Annotated in this window: 13 protein-coding genes and 1 CRISPR repeat array; of the genes, 4 read left to right on the forward strand and 9 right to left on the reverse strand. The window is 58.2% G+C overall.

From position 1 onward, the window contains the following. Positions 1-12: 12 nt before the first annotated feature. The 7 genes from V3C20_RS10940 to V3C20_RS10970 all read right to left on the reverse strand — a co-directional run bounded on the left by V3C20_RS10940 (position 13) and on the right by V3C20_RS10970 (position 7,116). The gene (locus tag V3C20_RS10940; protein WP_130084652.1) at positions 13-945 is read right to left on the reverse strand and encodes a UDP-glucuronic acid decarboxylase family protein; all 933 of its coding nucleotides are present in this window, start codon (positions 943-945) and stop codon (positions 13-15) included. Positions 946-1,125: 180 nt separating this feature from the next. Next, a complete protein-coding gene (locus tag V3C20_RS10945; RefSeq protein ID WP_130084651.1) occupies positions 1,126-2,763 on the reverse strand; it encodes a HAMP domain-containing sensor histidine kinase in 1,638 nt (545 codons plus the stop codon). A gap of 3 nt (positions 2,764-2,766) precedes the next feature. After that, a complete protein-coding gene (locus tag V3C20_RS10950) occupies positions 2,767-3,471 on the reverse strand; it encodes a response regulator transcription factor (protein ID WP_130084650.1) in 705 nt (234 codons plus the stop codon). A 111-nt stretch (positions 3,472-3,582) separates the two neighbouring features. Then, the gene (locus V3C20_RS10955) at positions 3,583-3,954 is read right to left on the reverse strand and encodes a hypothetical protein (RefSeq protein ID WP_130084649.1); all 372 of its coding nucleotides are present in this window, start codon (positions 3,952-3,954) and stop codon (positions 3,583-3,585) included. Between the two features lie 61 nt (positions 3,955-4,015). Further along, positions 4,016-5,011, reverse strand: a complete 996-nt coding sequence (gene hemB, locus V3C20_RS10960; protein WP_130084655.1) for a porphobilinogen synthase — start codon at positions 5,009-5,011, stop codon at positions 4,016-4,018. 87 nt (positions 5,012-5,098) lie between these two features. Next, entirely contained in the window at positions 5,099-6,706 is a 1,608-nt protein-coding gene (locus V3C20_RS10965; protein ID WP_130084648.1) for a hypothetical protein, read from the reverse strand. Between the two features lie 173 nt (positions 6,707-6,879). Beyond that, on the reverse strand, positions 6,880-7,116 hold the full coding sequence (locus V3C20_RS10970) for a hypothetical protein (protein ID WP_130084647.1): 237 nt from the start codon (positions 7,114-7,116) through the stop codon (positions 6,880-6,882). Positions 7,117-7,285: 169 nt separating this feature from the next. Between V3C20_RS10970 and thrS the strand changes: the two genes are divergently transcribed. Then, positions 7,286-9,178: a threonine--tRNA ligase gene (gene thrS, locus V3C20_RS10975; protein WP_130084646.1), complete on the forward strand. Its 1,893-nt coding sequence runs from the start codon at positions 7,286-7,288 to the stop codon at positions 9,176-9,178. Between the two features lie 39 nt (positions 9,179-9,217). After that, positions 9,218-9,856: a translation initiation factor IF-3 gene (infC, locus tag V3C20_RS10980; protein ID WP_130084645.1), complete on the forward strand. Its 639-nt coding sequence runs from the start codon at positions 9,218-9,220 to the stop codon at positions 9,854-9,856. A 504-nt stretch (positions 9,857-10,360) separates the two neighbouring features. Next, a CRISPR array of direct repeats spans positions 10,361-10,780; the repeat unit is 31 nt; unit sequence GTCGCACCCTCACGGGTGCGTGGATTGAAAC. 136 nt (positions 10,781-10,916) lie between these two features. Here infC and V3C20_RS10985 read toward each other — a convergent pair. Both V3C20_RS10985 and V3C20_RS10990 read right to left on the reverse strand, forming a co-directional pair. Next, positions 10,917-12,563, reverse strand: coding sequence for a fumarate hydratase (locus V3C20_RS10985; protein WP_130084644.1), 1,647 nt, complete (start codon positions 12,561-12,563; stop codon positions 10,917-10,919). A gap of 607 nt (positions 12,564-13,170) precedes the next feature. Then, the gene (locus V3C20_RS10990) at positions 13,171-13,623 is read right to left on the reverse strand and encodes a helix-turn-helix transcriptional regulator (protein ID WP_130084643.1); all 453 of its coding nucleotides are present in this window, start codon (positions 13,621-13,623) and stop codon (positions 13,171-13,173) included. A 154-nt stretch (positions 13,624-13,777) separates the two neighbouring features. On the opposite strand from V3C20_RS10990, the gene V3C20_RS10995 reads away from it, so the two are divergent. Together V3C20_RS10995 and V3C20_RS11000 are read left to right on the forward strand one after the other, a co-directional pair. Further along, positions 13,778-13,990: a hypothetical protein gene (locus V3C20_RS10995; protein WP_130084642.1), complete on the forward strand. Its 213-nt coding sequence runs from the start codon at positions 13,778-13,780 to the stop codon at positions 13,988-13,990. A gap of 229 nt (positions 13,991-14,219) precedes the next feature. After that, a complete protein-coding gene (locus V3C20_RS11000) occupies positions 14,220-14,816 on the forward strand; it encodes a GrpB family protein (protein ID WP_130084641.1) in 597 nt (198 codons plus the stop codon). Positions 14,817-14,856: the final 40 nt, after the last annotated feature.

The raw sequence follows: 14,856 nt of genomic DNA on the forward strand, positions 1-14,856 counted from the left end.
CCGTTTCCGGCGTTAAAGAATGCTCCGGAAATAGGCAATGGTTTTTTCCAGCCCCTGTTCCAGCGGAATGACCGGCTGCCAGCCGAGCTTTTCATGCGCCAGCCGTATGTCCGGCTTGCGCTGGACGGGGTCGTCCTGGGGAAGGGGGCGGAACACCGTTTTGGAAGAAGCCCCGATTATTTCAATGACTTTTTCCGCCAGCTCCAGGATGGTGAACTCTCCCGGATTGCCGAGGTTGACGGGACCGTGGAAATCTTCTGCCGCCATCATTCGGACCATGCCTTCCACCAGATCGTTCACATACTGGAAACTCCGGGTCTGCCTGCCCGTGCCATAGATGGTAAGATCTTCCCCCTTCAGCGCCTGGACGATGAAATTGGAAACCACGCGGCCGTCATTCAGGGCCATTCGCGGCCCGTATGTATTGAAAATGCGGATCACCCGCACGTCCACGCCCATCGTGCGGTGGTAATCCATGAACAGGGTTTCCGCGCACCTTTTGCCTTCGTCATAACAGGAGCGCGGGCCTGCGGGATTGACGTTGCCCCAGTAGGTTTCCGGCTGGGGATGCACGGCGGGATCGCCGTATACCTCGCTGGTGGAGGCCTGGAGAATTCTGGCATGGCACCGTTTGGCAAGAGCCAGCACGTTGAGGGCGCCGAGTACGGAAGTCTTGAGCGTATGAATGGGATCGTGCTGGTAGTGAGGGGGGGAGGCGGGGCAGGCAAGATTGTAGATTTCATCCACTTCCACGGAAAAAGGCTCTGTAATGTCGTGTGCCAGCGCCCGGAATCCGGGACGGTCCAGCAGGTGCAGGAGATTCTTTTTGGAACCCGTAAAATAATTGTCGATGCTGGTGACCTCGTGACCGTCGTCCAGCAGGCGTTCACAGAGATGGGAGCCAATGAATCCGGCTCCCCCGGTGACTAAAATCCTTTTGCTCATGGTAGCGTTTGCATGCGTTTTTGCATCCCGGCGCATTCTCCGGCTCCTGACAGTTCCGTTTGGAACGGTAAAACCGCTTCCTGCCGTGCGCCGCCGCTTAATGTCACATATCCGTCACGGCATGGCAAGCTTCATCAAGGAATACCGCGGCCGCCAGGGCATTCTCTTTGTCCCGCAAATTCAGGATTTGGGAAGGGTCAGGAGAAAGCTGGCGCCCCCCAGCGTACCGAACTCCAGTTTCAGGTCCCCCCCCAGGGAGCGGGCAATGTCCCGTGCCAGGGAAAGTCCCAGGCCTACGCCGGGTTTCCGGCTGTTAGTGGCTTCCTTTGTGCGCCGGAACGGCTTGAATACCAGCTTGCGGTGCTTGGGGGAAATGCCGGGACCGTTGTCCCGGAAGCGGATGACGATATTATGGCGGTCCGCCTGGACGGTCAGCTGGACTTTGGCGTTTTCCCCCTTGGCGTATTTGATGGCGTTGGAAGTCAGGTTGTCCATGATCTGCTCCACAGCCACGGCGTCCGTATGGACGGGCAGGATGCGGATGGGCTGGGCCAGGGCAAAGGAAAAGCTGATGCCCGTTTCCCGCAGGCGCCGCTCTATCTTCTCCGCAATGGGTTCAAAAAGTTCCTGGCAGGTGAGCGTGTCCTTCGTGCGCCGGATGGCGTTCCTCTGAAGTTTGGAATAAGCCAGCACATTGTCTATCAGGTGTTCCAGTCTACGGCATTCCCGCTGCATGTTGGCGTAATATTCCGGTTTTTTTTGTTCCGGTACCATGCCGTCCTCCAGCATCTCCGTGTACAGGGAGAAAGAGGTGAGCGGTGTTCTGAGTTCATGAGTGACGGCGGAAACGAAATCCCCGCGCCTCTGCTCCAGGCGGAACGTACCCAGCATCAGCCAGATAACGCCGGCCGCCCCCAGCAGCACCATGCTCCAGATCAGAGTAAGGGTCCACGTCAGCATCTGTTTGTGATCCTGAACAGGCAGCTCTGCCGCGTCTCCCGGCAGGAAAACGAGGGGAGCGTTGGCAAAGAAAAGCGTGCCTTCCCGTCCGGCCTCTTCCGCTGGCGGGGCGGCGGGATCGAAAGTCGCCAGACGGCTTTGAGGGAGCGCCTTGGCCACCTGTTCCGGGAGACGCCTGTTCAGGCTCTCCATATTCATCAGGGCTCCCTGCAGGTAAACGCCGCGGTTGGTATGCACCTGCCGGAGAATGTACAGATTGCCCCCGTCTTCCACCGGAACCAGGGAGGAAACGGTCTCCACCTGGGCAGGAAGCCCGTCCCGCGGCGGTTCCGGCTCCGGAACCTCATGAAGAATTTCATTCCTGATATCCGCCCACAGATTGCCGCTGGCCGGCAGGGAGATGAGGGCGGAAACCTTCTCATTCAAACGCTGGTAAAGGTTCTTCTCCCCGTTCAGCCGTTCGGAAAGCTCCTTATTCAGAGCAGGTCCGGAGACCTGCCCGGAGGGGGATATCTGAAGGTAGGCCGTGACGTAATCCGGCAGGTAGGAGGCCAGGTTGGAGGAACGGGCGGGTTCGCTGGGTGCCGGGGCGTCCATGCGCTGGTCGTAGGGGCGCCTGTAGGCGTAAAAAGGCAGATATTCGTAATAGCCGCGCGCCTGTTCAAAAGTGATGAAGGCGGTGAGCAGGCGGTCCATCTCCAGCTTGGCCTCATGAGCCAGGGACTCTACCTTGATTCGGTGTTCGGAATGGCCCGTTTCCTCCGCCTGAATCAGGAGAACGTGGGTGAGCCAGCCCAGAGTGCCGACGACCAGCAGCAGGCTGACGGTGAGCAGGATGATGCGGATGCGCCTGTTCACGGATCAGGAAAGGAAGGATGAATTCCAGCGGTAGCCCTGGCTTCTGAGTGTCTCCAGGGAGGCGGCCGCCTTCCCGCCCAGCTTGTCCCGCAGGCGCATGACGGTCATCTCCACGGAGCGTGTATCCGTCAGCCGCGGGTCCATGTCCCACACGCGGCGGAGCAGCTCGTCCCTGGTAATAACCCGGTTGGGGTGGGTGGCCATGTAGCTCAACAGCTCGAACTCGCGTGCGGTGAGGGTGGCCGTTTTGCCGTCTTCAAACGTAAGAAGGCGGTTGGCGCTGTCCAGCACAGCGCCGGGAATAGTGATCTCCCTGATCTGGCGCGGCCGTTCCGGAGACCTGCGGAGTACGGCCTCAATGCGGGCGATCAGCTCACGGATGCTGAACGGCTTGACGATGTAATCGTCCGCCCCCAGCTTCAGCCCCTGCACGCGGTCCTCTTCCTCCCCGCGGGCCGTCAGCATGATGACGGGCGTTCCGGGGCGTTCCTCGGACATGACCTGGAGCACCTGGAAGCCGTCTGCGCCGGGCATCGCCACATCCAGCAGGGCCAGGTCGAAATTGCGTTCCCGCACGGCCCTGATGGCCGCCAGCCCTTCCTCCGCGGCCAGCACCTCGTAGCCGGAGGCGGTCAGCACGTCCGTCAGGGCGTGCCGGATGCTGTCGTCATCCTCTGCAACCAGAATGGTATATGTTAAGCTGCTCATCGTTTGAGTCTATAAAAACACACAATTTCCCCTTTTGTATAGAGAAACCTGCGCCCCTCCGGTAACAATGCCATAACAGGAAGCGCTTCTGCCGCGGAATTCCCGACCGTTTCAATTCTGCGTGAGGTTCCGGTACGGGGCGGGAAGGCTGGCGGTGGGAATCTCAATGGCCTCCATTGGTCCCGGCACGGTGCCTTCAAAAAACGGCACTCCCTTGTAGGAAAGAATGATCCTGGAATGGACCATGCCGCCGGTGGTCTGGCGCAGGAAATCCTTGTTCCGGAAAACGAGCAGCGTTTTTCCGTTCTCCGCGGCCACGGGGCGGCACTGGAAATTGCCCAGCGTAGCGCCGGAGGCGTCCGTCATCTGGACGGGAAGCACATACGCTTCTGAAAAAGTGGGGGCATACACTCCCCACAGGGAAGTGAGGCCCATGACGATGACAATCAGGACGCCGACGAATACTTTTGTTGAAGTGGACATGCGGAGAGTTGAATGGTGCTGCCCGCATATGTCCGCGTTCCGGAACGGATACCGTGCGGCGTCAGCGTTGTTGTTTAAGCCATTCGGCGGCCTGCGGGGCGTAATAAGTAAGGATCATGTCCGCCCCGGCGCGCCGGATGCAAGTTAGAGTCTCCAGAACGGCCTCCCGTTCATCCAGCCAGCCGGAGGATGCCGCGGACTTGATCATCAGGTACTCTCCGCTAACGTGGTAGGCCGCTACGGGCAGCGTGACATGCCTGCGCATGGCCGCGATTACGTCCAGATACAGCGTGGCGGGTTTCACCATCAGGATGTCTGCGCCCTCCGCTTCATCAAGCTGGGCTTCCCGCAGGGCTTCCCGGATATTGCCGGGATCCATCTGGTAGGTCTTCTTGTCCCCCTCCTTCGGCGCGCTCTCCAGAGCGCCGCGGAATGGCCCGTAAAGGGCGCTGGCATACTTGGCGGTATAGGCCATGATGGAAACGTCGTCCAGAGCCTCGGAATCCAGAGTGGCGCGGATGGCGGCCACGCGGCCGTCCATCATGTCGCTGGGGGAAATAATGTCCGCCCCGGCGTCTGCGTGGCACAGGGCCTGGCGGCAGAGGACTTCCACGGAATCGTCGTTGAGAATCTCCATGGTGCCGTCGGACCGGAACTCCACCAGGCCGTCGTGTCCGTCGGAATTATAGGGATCCAGCGCCACGTCCGTCATCACGGTAATACCGGGAACCCCGCTTTTAAGGGCGTAAATGGTGCGGGGAATGAGTCCGTCCGGGTTGCACGCCTCACAGGCGTCCGGCGTTTTCTTGTTGTCCGGAATGGCGGGGAAAAGGTCCAGCGTGTGGATTCCCAGGTCCATCAGGCGCTTGGCCTCCTCCACCAGTCCCCGCACGCTCCAGCGCGTGCAGCCGGGCAGGGAGGAGATGGGCTGGTTTTCGTCCCCTTCGTGGACGAAAACCGGGCAGATAAGATGTTCCGGGGAAAGGGAGGTCTCCCGGACCAGATCCCGGATATTGGCGGATTTTCTGTTGCGGCGCGGCCGTATCGGTAGATTCATCATGATGGAATTATGGAAGAATATTTGAGCGGGCATGTTTGATCATCTTCCCCGGCTGCCGGAATTCCCGGGGCGGAAAGCTTTTTTCTACAGTTTCAGCGGATTTTCATCGTCCGCTCCAGTCAGCATCCACCCTTTCTCCGTCCGGGTGAAGTACAAGTTGCATTTGGTGAAGCCGGACTTGAGATTCGGCTTGAGGCCGATGGTGGCCTTCAGAGAAGTCCCCCCGTCCTTCAGCTCAAAGGCGCCTTTCAGCGTGGGCTTGTAATCCTTCCTGTTCCGGGAAGCAGGCTGGAACTCCTCCTTGCTCATAACGGCTTTCAGTTGTGTGAGCGCTTCTTCAAACTCCGGAACGGAGGCGAATCTGGACGGAGCCAGCATCCGAATCAGCGTCAGGCTGTCTCCGGCCTCCAGGGCGCGTCCGGCTGCGGAAACGGCTTCCTTCGGTTCAGAATAGGCAAGGGCCGGATACGTCCTGTGGAAATCCGCAATGATGCGGCTGGTGGTGGACTCGTCCGGCTTCAGGTTCCAGGAGGAAAAAGCGTCCCCCACATACATCTTGAACACCGGGAAGCCGTCCGTGGGATCCTGTATCTTTTCCAGCGCGTAGCGGTAGATCAGGGCGGGTTTGTCTATGTCCGGCAGGCTCATGCGCGGCGGCAGAATGGTCATGGCCGCAATGCTGTGAATATCCTTGTCCGTCTTCTTGGCCTCGTTCTTGTTGCGTTCCGGCTGCTCGTCCCTCTTGTTCGGGTCAAGCTGGTCGTCCGGGTGGGGCTGGAGGGGAATAAGGATGGTGTTCGGGAACCCCATGAAACTGAGGTTGGTGGGTTGGATGTAGCGGTTCTCCTGGTTCTGGTCCTGCAGGCGCATGGCTTTCACCACGGGGGTCAGACGCGCGCTCTGGGTAATAGCGGACTCCATGTAATAGGGAGCGACGAGCAGGGCCGCGATGCGGGCCGGATCGCCCTCCTTCACGGTGCGGATCAGCAGCTTTTTAATCTCGTCGTCGGACTTGCCCTTGACGGCCTCCATCCGGAACCTTTTGATGTGCTCCAGGGCTTTCTTCACGGCGGCCACGGAATACTGGTGCGCGAGGCCGAAAATCTTCTTCTTGGCCTCGGTAGAAATCTGCGCCGCCCGCTGGCGGACATGGTCGTTGAAGGGCAGGAACGTATTGTCAAAACTGCCGGGAGTCAGGGACGCTTTCCATTCCCCGTTCTTCTTGATCAGGGCTACGGCGGTGGCCGCGTAAATATAGGGGTTGGTCCTGTCGGGCAGCATGATATAGGCCATGGCCAGGTCCCCGTCCATGATGATGGAGGCCTCATCCACAAACGGCGGCCTTTCCGGGGAGGACGCCGTCACGTAAGCCTGCACGGCCTCCATGCGGGAAAGGATGCTCTTCAGTTTCAGCGTTCCCACGAACGGGGACGTAGCGGGCAGGGACTTGTAGGGGTCTGCGGTCCAGTCCGTCTTTTCCTGCAGGGCGCGGAGAAGAAGTTTGGCTGCATTGAAGGGCGTGCTCTGGTCCGGCAAAGAGGCATCGTTCCCGTTCCCTTCAATCCCGCCCTCCGGCGTTTTGTCCAGATTGATCGGGAAACTTGCCGGGGCGTCGGCAGGGGGCTCCTGCGCGGCCGCGGAAAATCCGCAGGGCAGGCTGAGGCAGAGAAGGGCAAGGGGGAGGAATTTCATAACCGCTGGGTGCCACTATGGCATAAAGGGGCGCGGGTGTAAATCATTCGTTGAGGGGGGATAGAGGATGGAAGGCGAATGGTTGCATTCCATTTTTTTCCAGTTCTCCCCGCGATGGTGCAGAATGAGAAGATGTTTATAGGGAACGACGAAAAAGAAACTTGAAGATTTGTTTAACCAGATGGGCGCTGTACAGGAAGCCATCGGATGCTCATTTCTTGGGTAGGAGGAAGAAGCCAGAGAGCGGCGCAACCGAGGATTCCTCCTGCGAATGGTGTGAAGGAAAAGCTGTTCCATCGTTCAGACTTGGTGAAATGAAGGGAGATGAAAACGTACCAGTCCAGCAGAATGATCCATACGTTAAGCAGAAGAAGAGCGGCTTCCAAGGTATAGCAGATGACATTCAGCATGAATTTCTTGTTATACCAGATTTTCCGGTGCGGCAACCGTAAGGAAGAAAAAGGGGATGGTGCTCCTTCTCTTCCGGAAAGCTCCCGTGCGGCCTATGCCTTGAATTTTTGGGAGGGGAAGCTTTTTGCATTTGCCAACAGTGCCTAAGGGGGGTTAACTAATGCGCGTATGTCCGAACACAAGGAAAGAAAGACTCTTGAAGAACGCAACCAGATGTCTGATCTGGAACGCCTGCGCCACTCCTGCGCGCACGTTCTGGCTACGGCCATTTGCCGCATCTGGCCGGATGCCCAGCTGGCGGGCGGTCCCGCCGTGGAAAACGGTTTTTATTACGACGTGGAGCTGGACCACCGCATCAGCACGGAAGACTTTGAACGCATTGAAGCGGAAATGAAAAAAGTGGTGAAGGAAAACCAGACCTTCCAGAAGGAAATCATCTCCCGTGCAGACGCCATGAAAATGGCGGAATCCGGGGAACTGGGCGCTCTGGGCCCGCGCAGCGGCCCCTCCCGCTTCAAGATCGACCTGCTGAACGACATCCCGGAAGACGAGGAAATCTCCCTGTACCGCAACGGAGACTTCACGGACCTGTGCGCCGGCCCCCACGTGGGCCGCACCGGCAACTGCAAAGCCTTTAAAATCATGAGCGTGGCCAGCGCCTTCTACAAGGGGGACAAAAACCGCCCCATGCTCCAGCGCATCTACGGCACCTGCTTCCCGAACCGGACCCAGCTTGACGAACATCTCGCGCGCCTGGAGGAAGCGCGCCGCCGCGACCACCGGAAACTCGGCCGCGAGCTGGGCCTCTTCTGCATTGATGAGGCCGTGGGCCAGGGCCTCATCCTCTGGAAGCCCAAGGGCGCCCTCATTCGCCGCTCCCTTCAGGACTTCATCACGGAGGAACTGGACAAGCTGGGCTACTCCCAGGTATATACCCCCAACATCGGCAAGCTGGACCTGTACCGTACCTCCGGCCACTTCCCGTACTACCGGGAAAGCCAGTACGCCCCCATCCCGGAGCGCGACGCCATGGAAAAACTCTGTGAGGAAGGCGCCACCTGCGCGGAACTCTTCAACGGCCTGACGGACGGAACCATTGAAGGCTACATGCTCAAGCCGATGAACTGTCCGCACCACATTAAAATTTACGCTAATGACGCCCATTCCTACCGCGACCTGCCCGTCCGCCTGGCGGAATTCGGTACGGTATACCGCTGGGAACAGAGCGGGGAACTGGGCGGCATGACGCGCGTGCGCGGCTTCACCCAGGATGACGCCCACATCTTCTGCACCCCGGACCAGCTTGCCGGAGAAATCCGCCAGTGCCTGGGCATTGTGAAAACCATCTTCGGCACCCTGGGAATGACGGACTACCGCGTGCGCCTCTCCATGCGCGATCCGGAAAGCGACAAATACGTGGGTTCCCCGGAAAACTGGGACAAGGCGGAACAGGCCCTGCGGGATGCCGCAGAATGGCTGGGCGCGGACTATAGTGAGGAAGCCGGGGAAGCCGCCTTCTACGGTCCCAAGATCGACTTCATCGTGCGCGACGCCATCGGCCGCGAGTGGCAGCTCGGCACCGTGCAGGTGGACTACAACCTGCCGGAACGCTTTGACCTCCATTACACCGGTGCAGACAATAAGCCGCACCGTCCCGTCATGGTGCACCGCGCGCCATTCGGCTCCATGGAACGCTTCACCGGTCTGCTCATCGAACACTTTGAAGGGAAATTCCCCACCTGGCTCTCTCCGGAGCAGGTGCGCGTGCTCCCCATCTCCGACAAGGTGATGGACATCGCCAAAACCTACCGTGACACCCTGGCCTCCAAGGGCGTGCGCGTCACGGTGGATGAAACCGCGGACAAAATCGGCGCCAAAATCCGCAATGCCCGGCTGGAGCGTGTGCCCTACATGCTCGTCATCGGCCAGCGGGAGGCGGAGGAAGGCACCGTTTCCGTACGCCACCGGGAGAAGGAAGACCTGGGCTCCATGCCCTTTGAGCAATTCATGGATGCCGTCTCCCGGGAAATAGCAGAGCGTCATATTTCCCCCGTGATTTGAGTTGCCAAGTTATTTTATTTAGTTTAGTAATATCCGGACGTGCCAATAAAGCCAACGAAGAATAATGACGGTAATCGCCGCCGCGAGCGCGGTGATCAGACTCGGGTCAACGAGCGGATCCGCGCCCCCCGTGTGCGCGTGGTGACCGCCAATGGAGACCAGCTCGGGATAATGAACACGCGTGACGCGCTGGAAAAGGCCAAGGCCCTTGGCCTGGACCTGGTGGAAGTGGCGAGCAACGCAGACCCGCCCGTATGCCGCGTGGTGGACTACGGACGGTACAAGTACCAACAGTCCAAGCTTCAGAAAAACAACAAAAGCCGTACGATCAAACTCAAGGAAGTCAAGCTCCGCATCGGTACGGACACTAATGACTACAACGTGAAAATGGCCCGCACGGAAAGCTTCCTGGACCACGGTCACAAGGTGCGCTTCCAGCTCCGCTTCCGCGGTCGTGAAAACGCGCACCATGAGCTGGGCTACGACATGCTCAACAAAGTCATTGCGGACATGAAGACCATGGCGCAGGTGGATCAGCCCCCGCGCCTGGCCGGCAACACCATGCATATGGTGCTGGCTCCGCTGCCCGCCGCCCAGCGCGTGAAAAAATTCACCGCCCACCTGGACGCCGATTTCGACTCGGAAGACTCCGCCTTTGACGCGGAAGACGACGAATAAAACTGCGCCTTTTTCCATTTCACAGGCTTTCCGCTCCAAGAGCGGAAAGCCTTTTTTATGCCGGAATACCGCCATATACGGTAGTGATCCGTACCCAACGAGTTGTAAATTGCCCGGAAAACGGATGCGGCAGTACGCCACGTAATAATGGGAAGAGACGTTTTCCGGCACCTCCTTTCCAACCCGTCTCCATGGTGCAGGTGGGAAAGTTTCTGGACGAAATGCGCGGGACGGACTACTATTACTCCTGCATCGCGGCAGGCACGGGCCGTCAGGTGGCCGGAACGACTCCTTGGCGGGATCTTTTTCTGCCCTTCGCACTCCCCGCGCCAACCCCCAGCTCACAGGAAAATCCCAGAACACCGGCGATTCCTGTAACTCGCAGGGTATCTTAGATTGACATCCCCCATATACTATTTCAGGCGTGGAATATGCATCTCCGCGGGCAGGTTGGCGCAAAATATCCTTTTCGTGCCTGACCCTTAACATATATATTCCCCCGCCGTCGCACCCTCACGGGTGCGTGGATTGAAACAGGGAGAATGTGGTTAACGTGGATATTGAGGGAGTCGCACCCTCACGGGTGCGTGGATTGAAACCTGCCGCCTTTGACTACATGGACGGCGTGGGCGTGTCGCACCCTCACGGGTGCGTGGATTGAAACAATGGCTATCAGGAGGCAGCTCCGGAACACCCAGTCGCACCCTCACGGGTGCGTGGATTGAAACCCCGCGACCTTGCCGAGGGGGAAACCTCCCCAGTGGTCGCACCCTCACGGGTGCGTGGATTGAAACGATTTCACAGAAGAGGACAGAGCGGAAGCCAGAAGTCGCACCCTCACGGGTGCGTGGATTGAAACAGCAAAATCTGGAAAACGGAACATCCAGCCTTTTGTCGCACCCTCACGGGTGCGGCTGATGGAAGTTTATCAGGAGCAGATGGTCCGATGCGTTCTTCTGATGATTCCTTTTGCCTGAAAGGCTTTTCGATGACGTTCAGACCATGAAAAAGCGCCGGACCCCGGGAAGGGGGCCGACGCTTGCGGTATAGGAGGGGGGAATTAATGGGAGCAGCTGGCGCAGGCCCAGCCTTCGCGGATTTTGGCAAAGAAGTCGTTGCCTTTGTCGTCCACCAGGATGAAAGCGGGGAAGTCTTCCACTTCAATTTTCCAGATGGCTTCCATGCCCAGTTCCGGGTATTCCAGCAGTTCTACCTTTTTGATGTTGTTCTTGGCAAGAATAGCGGCGGGGCCGCCGATGGAACCCAGGTAGAAGCCGCCGTGCTTGTGGCAGGCGTCCGTCACCTGTTGGCTGCGGTTGCCCTTGGCGATCATGATCATGGAGCCGCCGTTTTCCTGGAACAGGTCCACATAGGAATCCATGCGTCCCGCGGTGGTAGGCCCGAAGGAGCCGGAGGGATAGCCTTCCGGGGTCTTGGCCGGACCGGCGTAGTAAACGGGATGGTCCTTGATGTACTGGGGCAATCCTTCTCCACGTTCCAGACGTTCCTTGAGCTTGGCGTGGGCGATGTCCCTCGCTACGACGATGGTGCCGTTCAGGCTCAGACGCGTGGTAACGGGGTATTTGCTCAGGTCCGCCAGCACTTCCTTCATCGGGCGGTTCAGATCGATGGAGACGGCCTCGCTGGAGGTCATACGGAGGGCTTCCGGAATATACTGGCCGGGGTTGGTCTCCAGCTGTTCAATGAAAATGCCTTCCGGCGTGATCTTGGCTTTGGCGTTGCGGTCTGCGGAACAGGAGACGCCCAACCCCACCGGGCAGGAAGCGCCGTGGCGGGGCAGCCGGATTACGCGTACGTCCAGCGCATACCACTTGCCGCCAAACTGGGCGCCCAGCCCCAGCTTGCAGGCTTCCGCATGCAGTTCCTTTTCCAGTTCCACATCGCGAAAGGCGCGGCCATATTCGTTGCCAGTGGTAGGAAGATTGTCGTAATACTTGGTGGAGGCCATCTTCACGGTCTTCAGGCACTTTTCCGCAGAGGTGCCCCCGATGACGAAGGCGATGTGGTAGGGCGGGCAGGCCGCCGTTCCCAGCGTGCTCATTTTTTCCACCAGAAATTTCTTGAGCGTGGCGGGATTGAGCAGGGCTTTCGTTTCCTGGTAAAGATAGGTCTTGTTGGCGGAGCCGCCGCCTTTGGCGACGAAGAGGAAGGAATACTTCATGCCTTCCACGGCTTCAATGTCTATCTGGGCGGGCAGGTTGGTTCCGGTATTCTTCTCCGTGTACATGTCCAGCGCCACGGTCTGTGAGTAGCGCAGGTTGTTCTGGGTGTAGGCGTCGTACACGCCGTGGGAAAGAAATTCACAATCGTCGCAGCCGGTCCAGACCTGCTGGCCTTTCTTGCCGACGATGGTGGCGGTGCCCGTGTCCTGGCAGAAGGGCAGGATGCCGGCGGCGGCCACTTCCGCGTTGCGGAGCATCGTCAGAGCCACGCTCTTGTCATTGGCGCTGGCTTCCGGATCGTCCAGAATGGCGGCCACCTGCTTCAGGTGGGCGGGGCGCAGGAAGAAAGCCACATCGTGGAAGGCTTCCGCGGCCAGAAGGCGCAGGCCTTCCGGTTCCACCTTGAGCATGGGGTGACCTTCAAATTCCCCTACGCTTACGTAGTCGGAGGTGATGAGGCGGTACTGGGTGTCGTCCTTTTCCAGGGGAAAAGGGTCCTGATAATGAAAATCCGGTGTTGCCATAACGGGGGAAAATATAGCGGAGGCCGCCCATGGGTTCGAGCAAAAAAAACAGGGCGGTTCCCTGGCGGGTAAGAACAGGAAAAGCTTTGGCCGCCGCTCCTGCATGGAACAGGATGGTGTGTGTTCAAAGAACTGCGGGCAGGCTTCCTCCAGGGCCCCCGGGGATGGCCATGTGCGCCGTGTTCCGCTGCATGCGCCGTTCGTCAATAAGGATGGAGAACAGGGGGACCGGGAGGAAAGACGGGGCCTCCAGAGGAGGCACCGCAGATTTCTTCCGGCGCCAGACACATGAATGATCCGGTTCCGGAAGACAGCGGACGGCTTCACCTCTCCCCGTGGGTTCCCGTTCCATATGGAGCCGGATGTTTCCGGAGCTGGAAACGCAGTTCCTGGGCGACCATTTCACCTCCCTCTTCTCCACGTTGCCGATGTCTTCAGGACTGATTAAAAATAATACGGAAGGGCGTGACCGGAAATCTTCTTCCGTTCAAGGAAGGCATGTCACCTTCTCCGGCCAAGGGTAACAGAACAGAAAATTTAAAAACCTCAGTGGGATAGAATATCCATGACGGCTTTTTCTTGGTTCTAACTATATGGTAGCAATTTATCAGTGCGGCTTGCTTGTAGAGGAATCCGGCCCGGAGGTACGCGGGATTCCGTACCTTTTGGGTTCTTCCGCAACGCGGAGGGATTCCGGGTAAACATGCTCCATGCGTTCCTGAGCGTCGCGGATCAGGATTTCTTCAGCCCATTCTTCCACAGTCATGTTGTCCTTTCGGGCGGCTTTTTCAATGAGCTTGTAATCGTCGGTATTCACCATGACGGCAAACGGCTTCCAATGAGCCCTGGCCGCTTCCTTGAGTTCCTTTTCCCTCTCCGTCTTCTCCATCAACAGTTTGATGAGAGCCTCCTTGTCCTTCGGAATAAATACTCTGGCCAACCAGTTGCGAACCGTGTTGGCCGACACGAAACATTTTGCCGCGAACTCCTCACGGGTCATTTTCTGCTGTTTCAGCCAAACCTTGATTTGGGCCTTGAGTTCGTCCTGGTTCTCACTCATGCACACCTTGTAACGCTATCGGTGCGAAAATTCAATCTTTTTTATGAATATGTCCTTAAAATGGTATATTATTCTTGACGAAAGTACCGTTTGCGTTGCAATATCCCTACGTAAAGGCATCCAAAGTTCAAATTCATACCTGAAAAGATATTTCATGAAGACGGGAAATAAGAAAAAAATCCAGAAAAAAATTCAGATCAAGGGGAAAATGCCGCTGTCCATCCAATTTTTCCGGGATGCGGAAGCGGACGCCCTCCACGTGCAGCGCTGTCAGCTGGACAGGGCGACTCTGCTTGCCTGTGCCGTGAAACGCCTGAGGGAAGAGCAGGCCGGGGAATCCGCGTCCGGTCAAAAGCCATCCGCATGACTCAGGATATTTACTGGGAGCTGCTGATTTGGTTGTTCCGCTCCTTTATGGGTGTAACGGCGTTTGCCTTTACCGTAGCCGCGTACCAGGCCATGCGGTGCCGGAGAAGGAGAGACCGCAAACGGAAAAGGTAGGGGCGGGATGTGCGGAAAAGCCGTACTTCCTGCGGGAAGGCTCCGGAATCATCTGTGGAATTGAACTCCGGGGGCATTTTCCCTATCTTCCGGAAATGTCCAGCAGCCTTCCGGATGAAGCCTTTCTGTCCCGCATGTGCCATGAGGAACTCTGGCGCCTGTTTCCCATCATCCTGAGCGGTTCCAGAGAGGAATGGGCGGAACTTTACCGCCGGGAGAGGGACCTGCTGGCGGAGGCCGTGGGCTGCACCCGCATCACCCGCATTTCCCATATCGGCAGTACGGCGGTGCCCGGCCTGGACGCCAAGCCTACCATTGACATTCTGATGGAGGTTTCTCCGGATTCGTTCGTTTTTGAAACGCCTCCTTTGCTGCGGAAATGCGGTTATATGGAGACGCATCGTGACGAGGAACGCATGGGCCTGGTCATGGTAAAGGGCTATACGGCGGAGGGGTTCCGGGGGCAGGCCTTCCACCTGCATGTGCGCCCCTGGCGGGATTGGGATGAGCTTTATTTCCGGGATTACTTGGCTGCTCACCCTAAAGAGGCGCAGAAGTACGCCGAGCTTAAGCGCTCTTTAAAAGAAAAGTTTGAGTTCAACCGCGACGCTTATACGGAAGGAAAAACGAAGATCATCACGGCCATGACCCGCCGGGCGCGGGAGGAAATGCCGGGCAGGTACGTTCCGTAAGGCCCCGGGGTGGGACTGTCCGCTTTTTATCGGAAGGGTG

It is taken from the genome of Akkermansia sp. RCC_12PD (assembly GCF_036417355.1).
Classification (GTDB): Bacteria; Verrucomicrobiota; Verrucomicrobiia; order Verrucomicrobiales; family Akkermansiaceae; genus Akkermansia.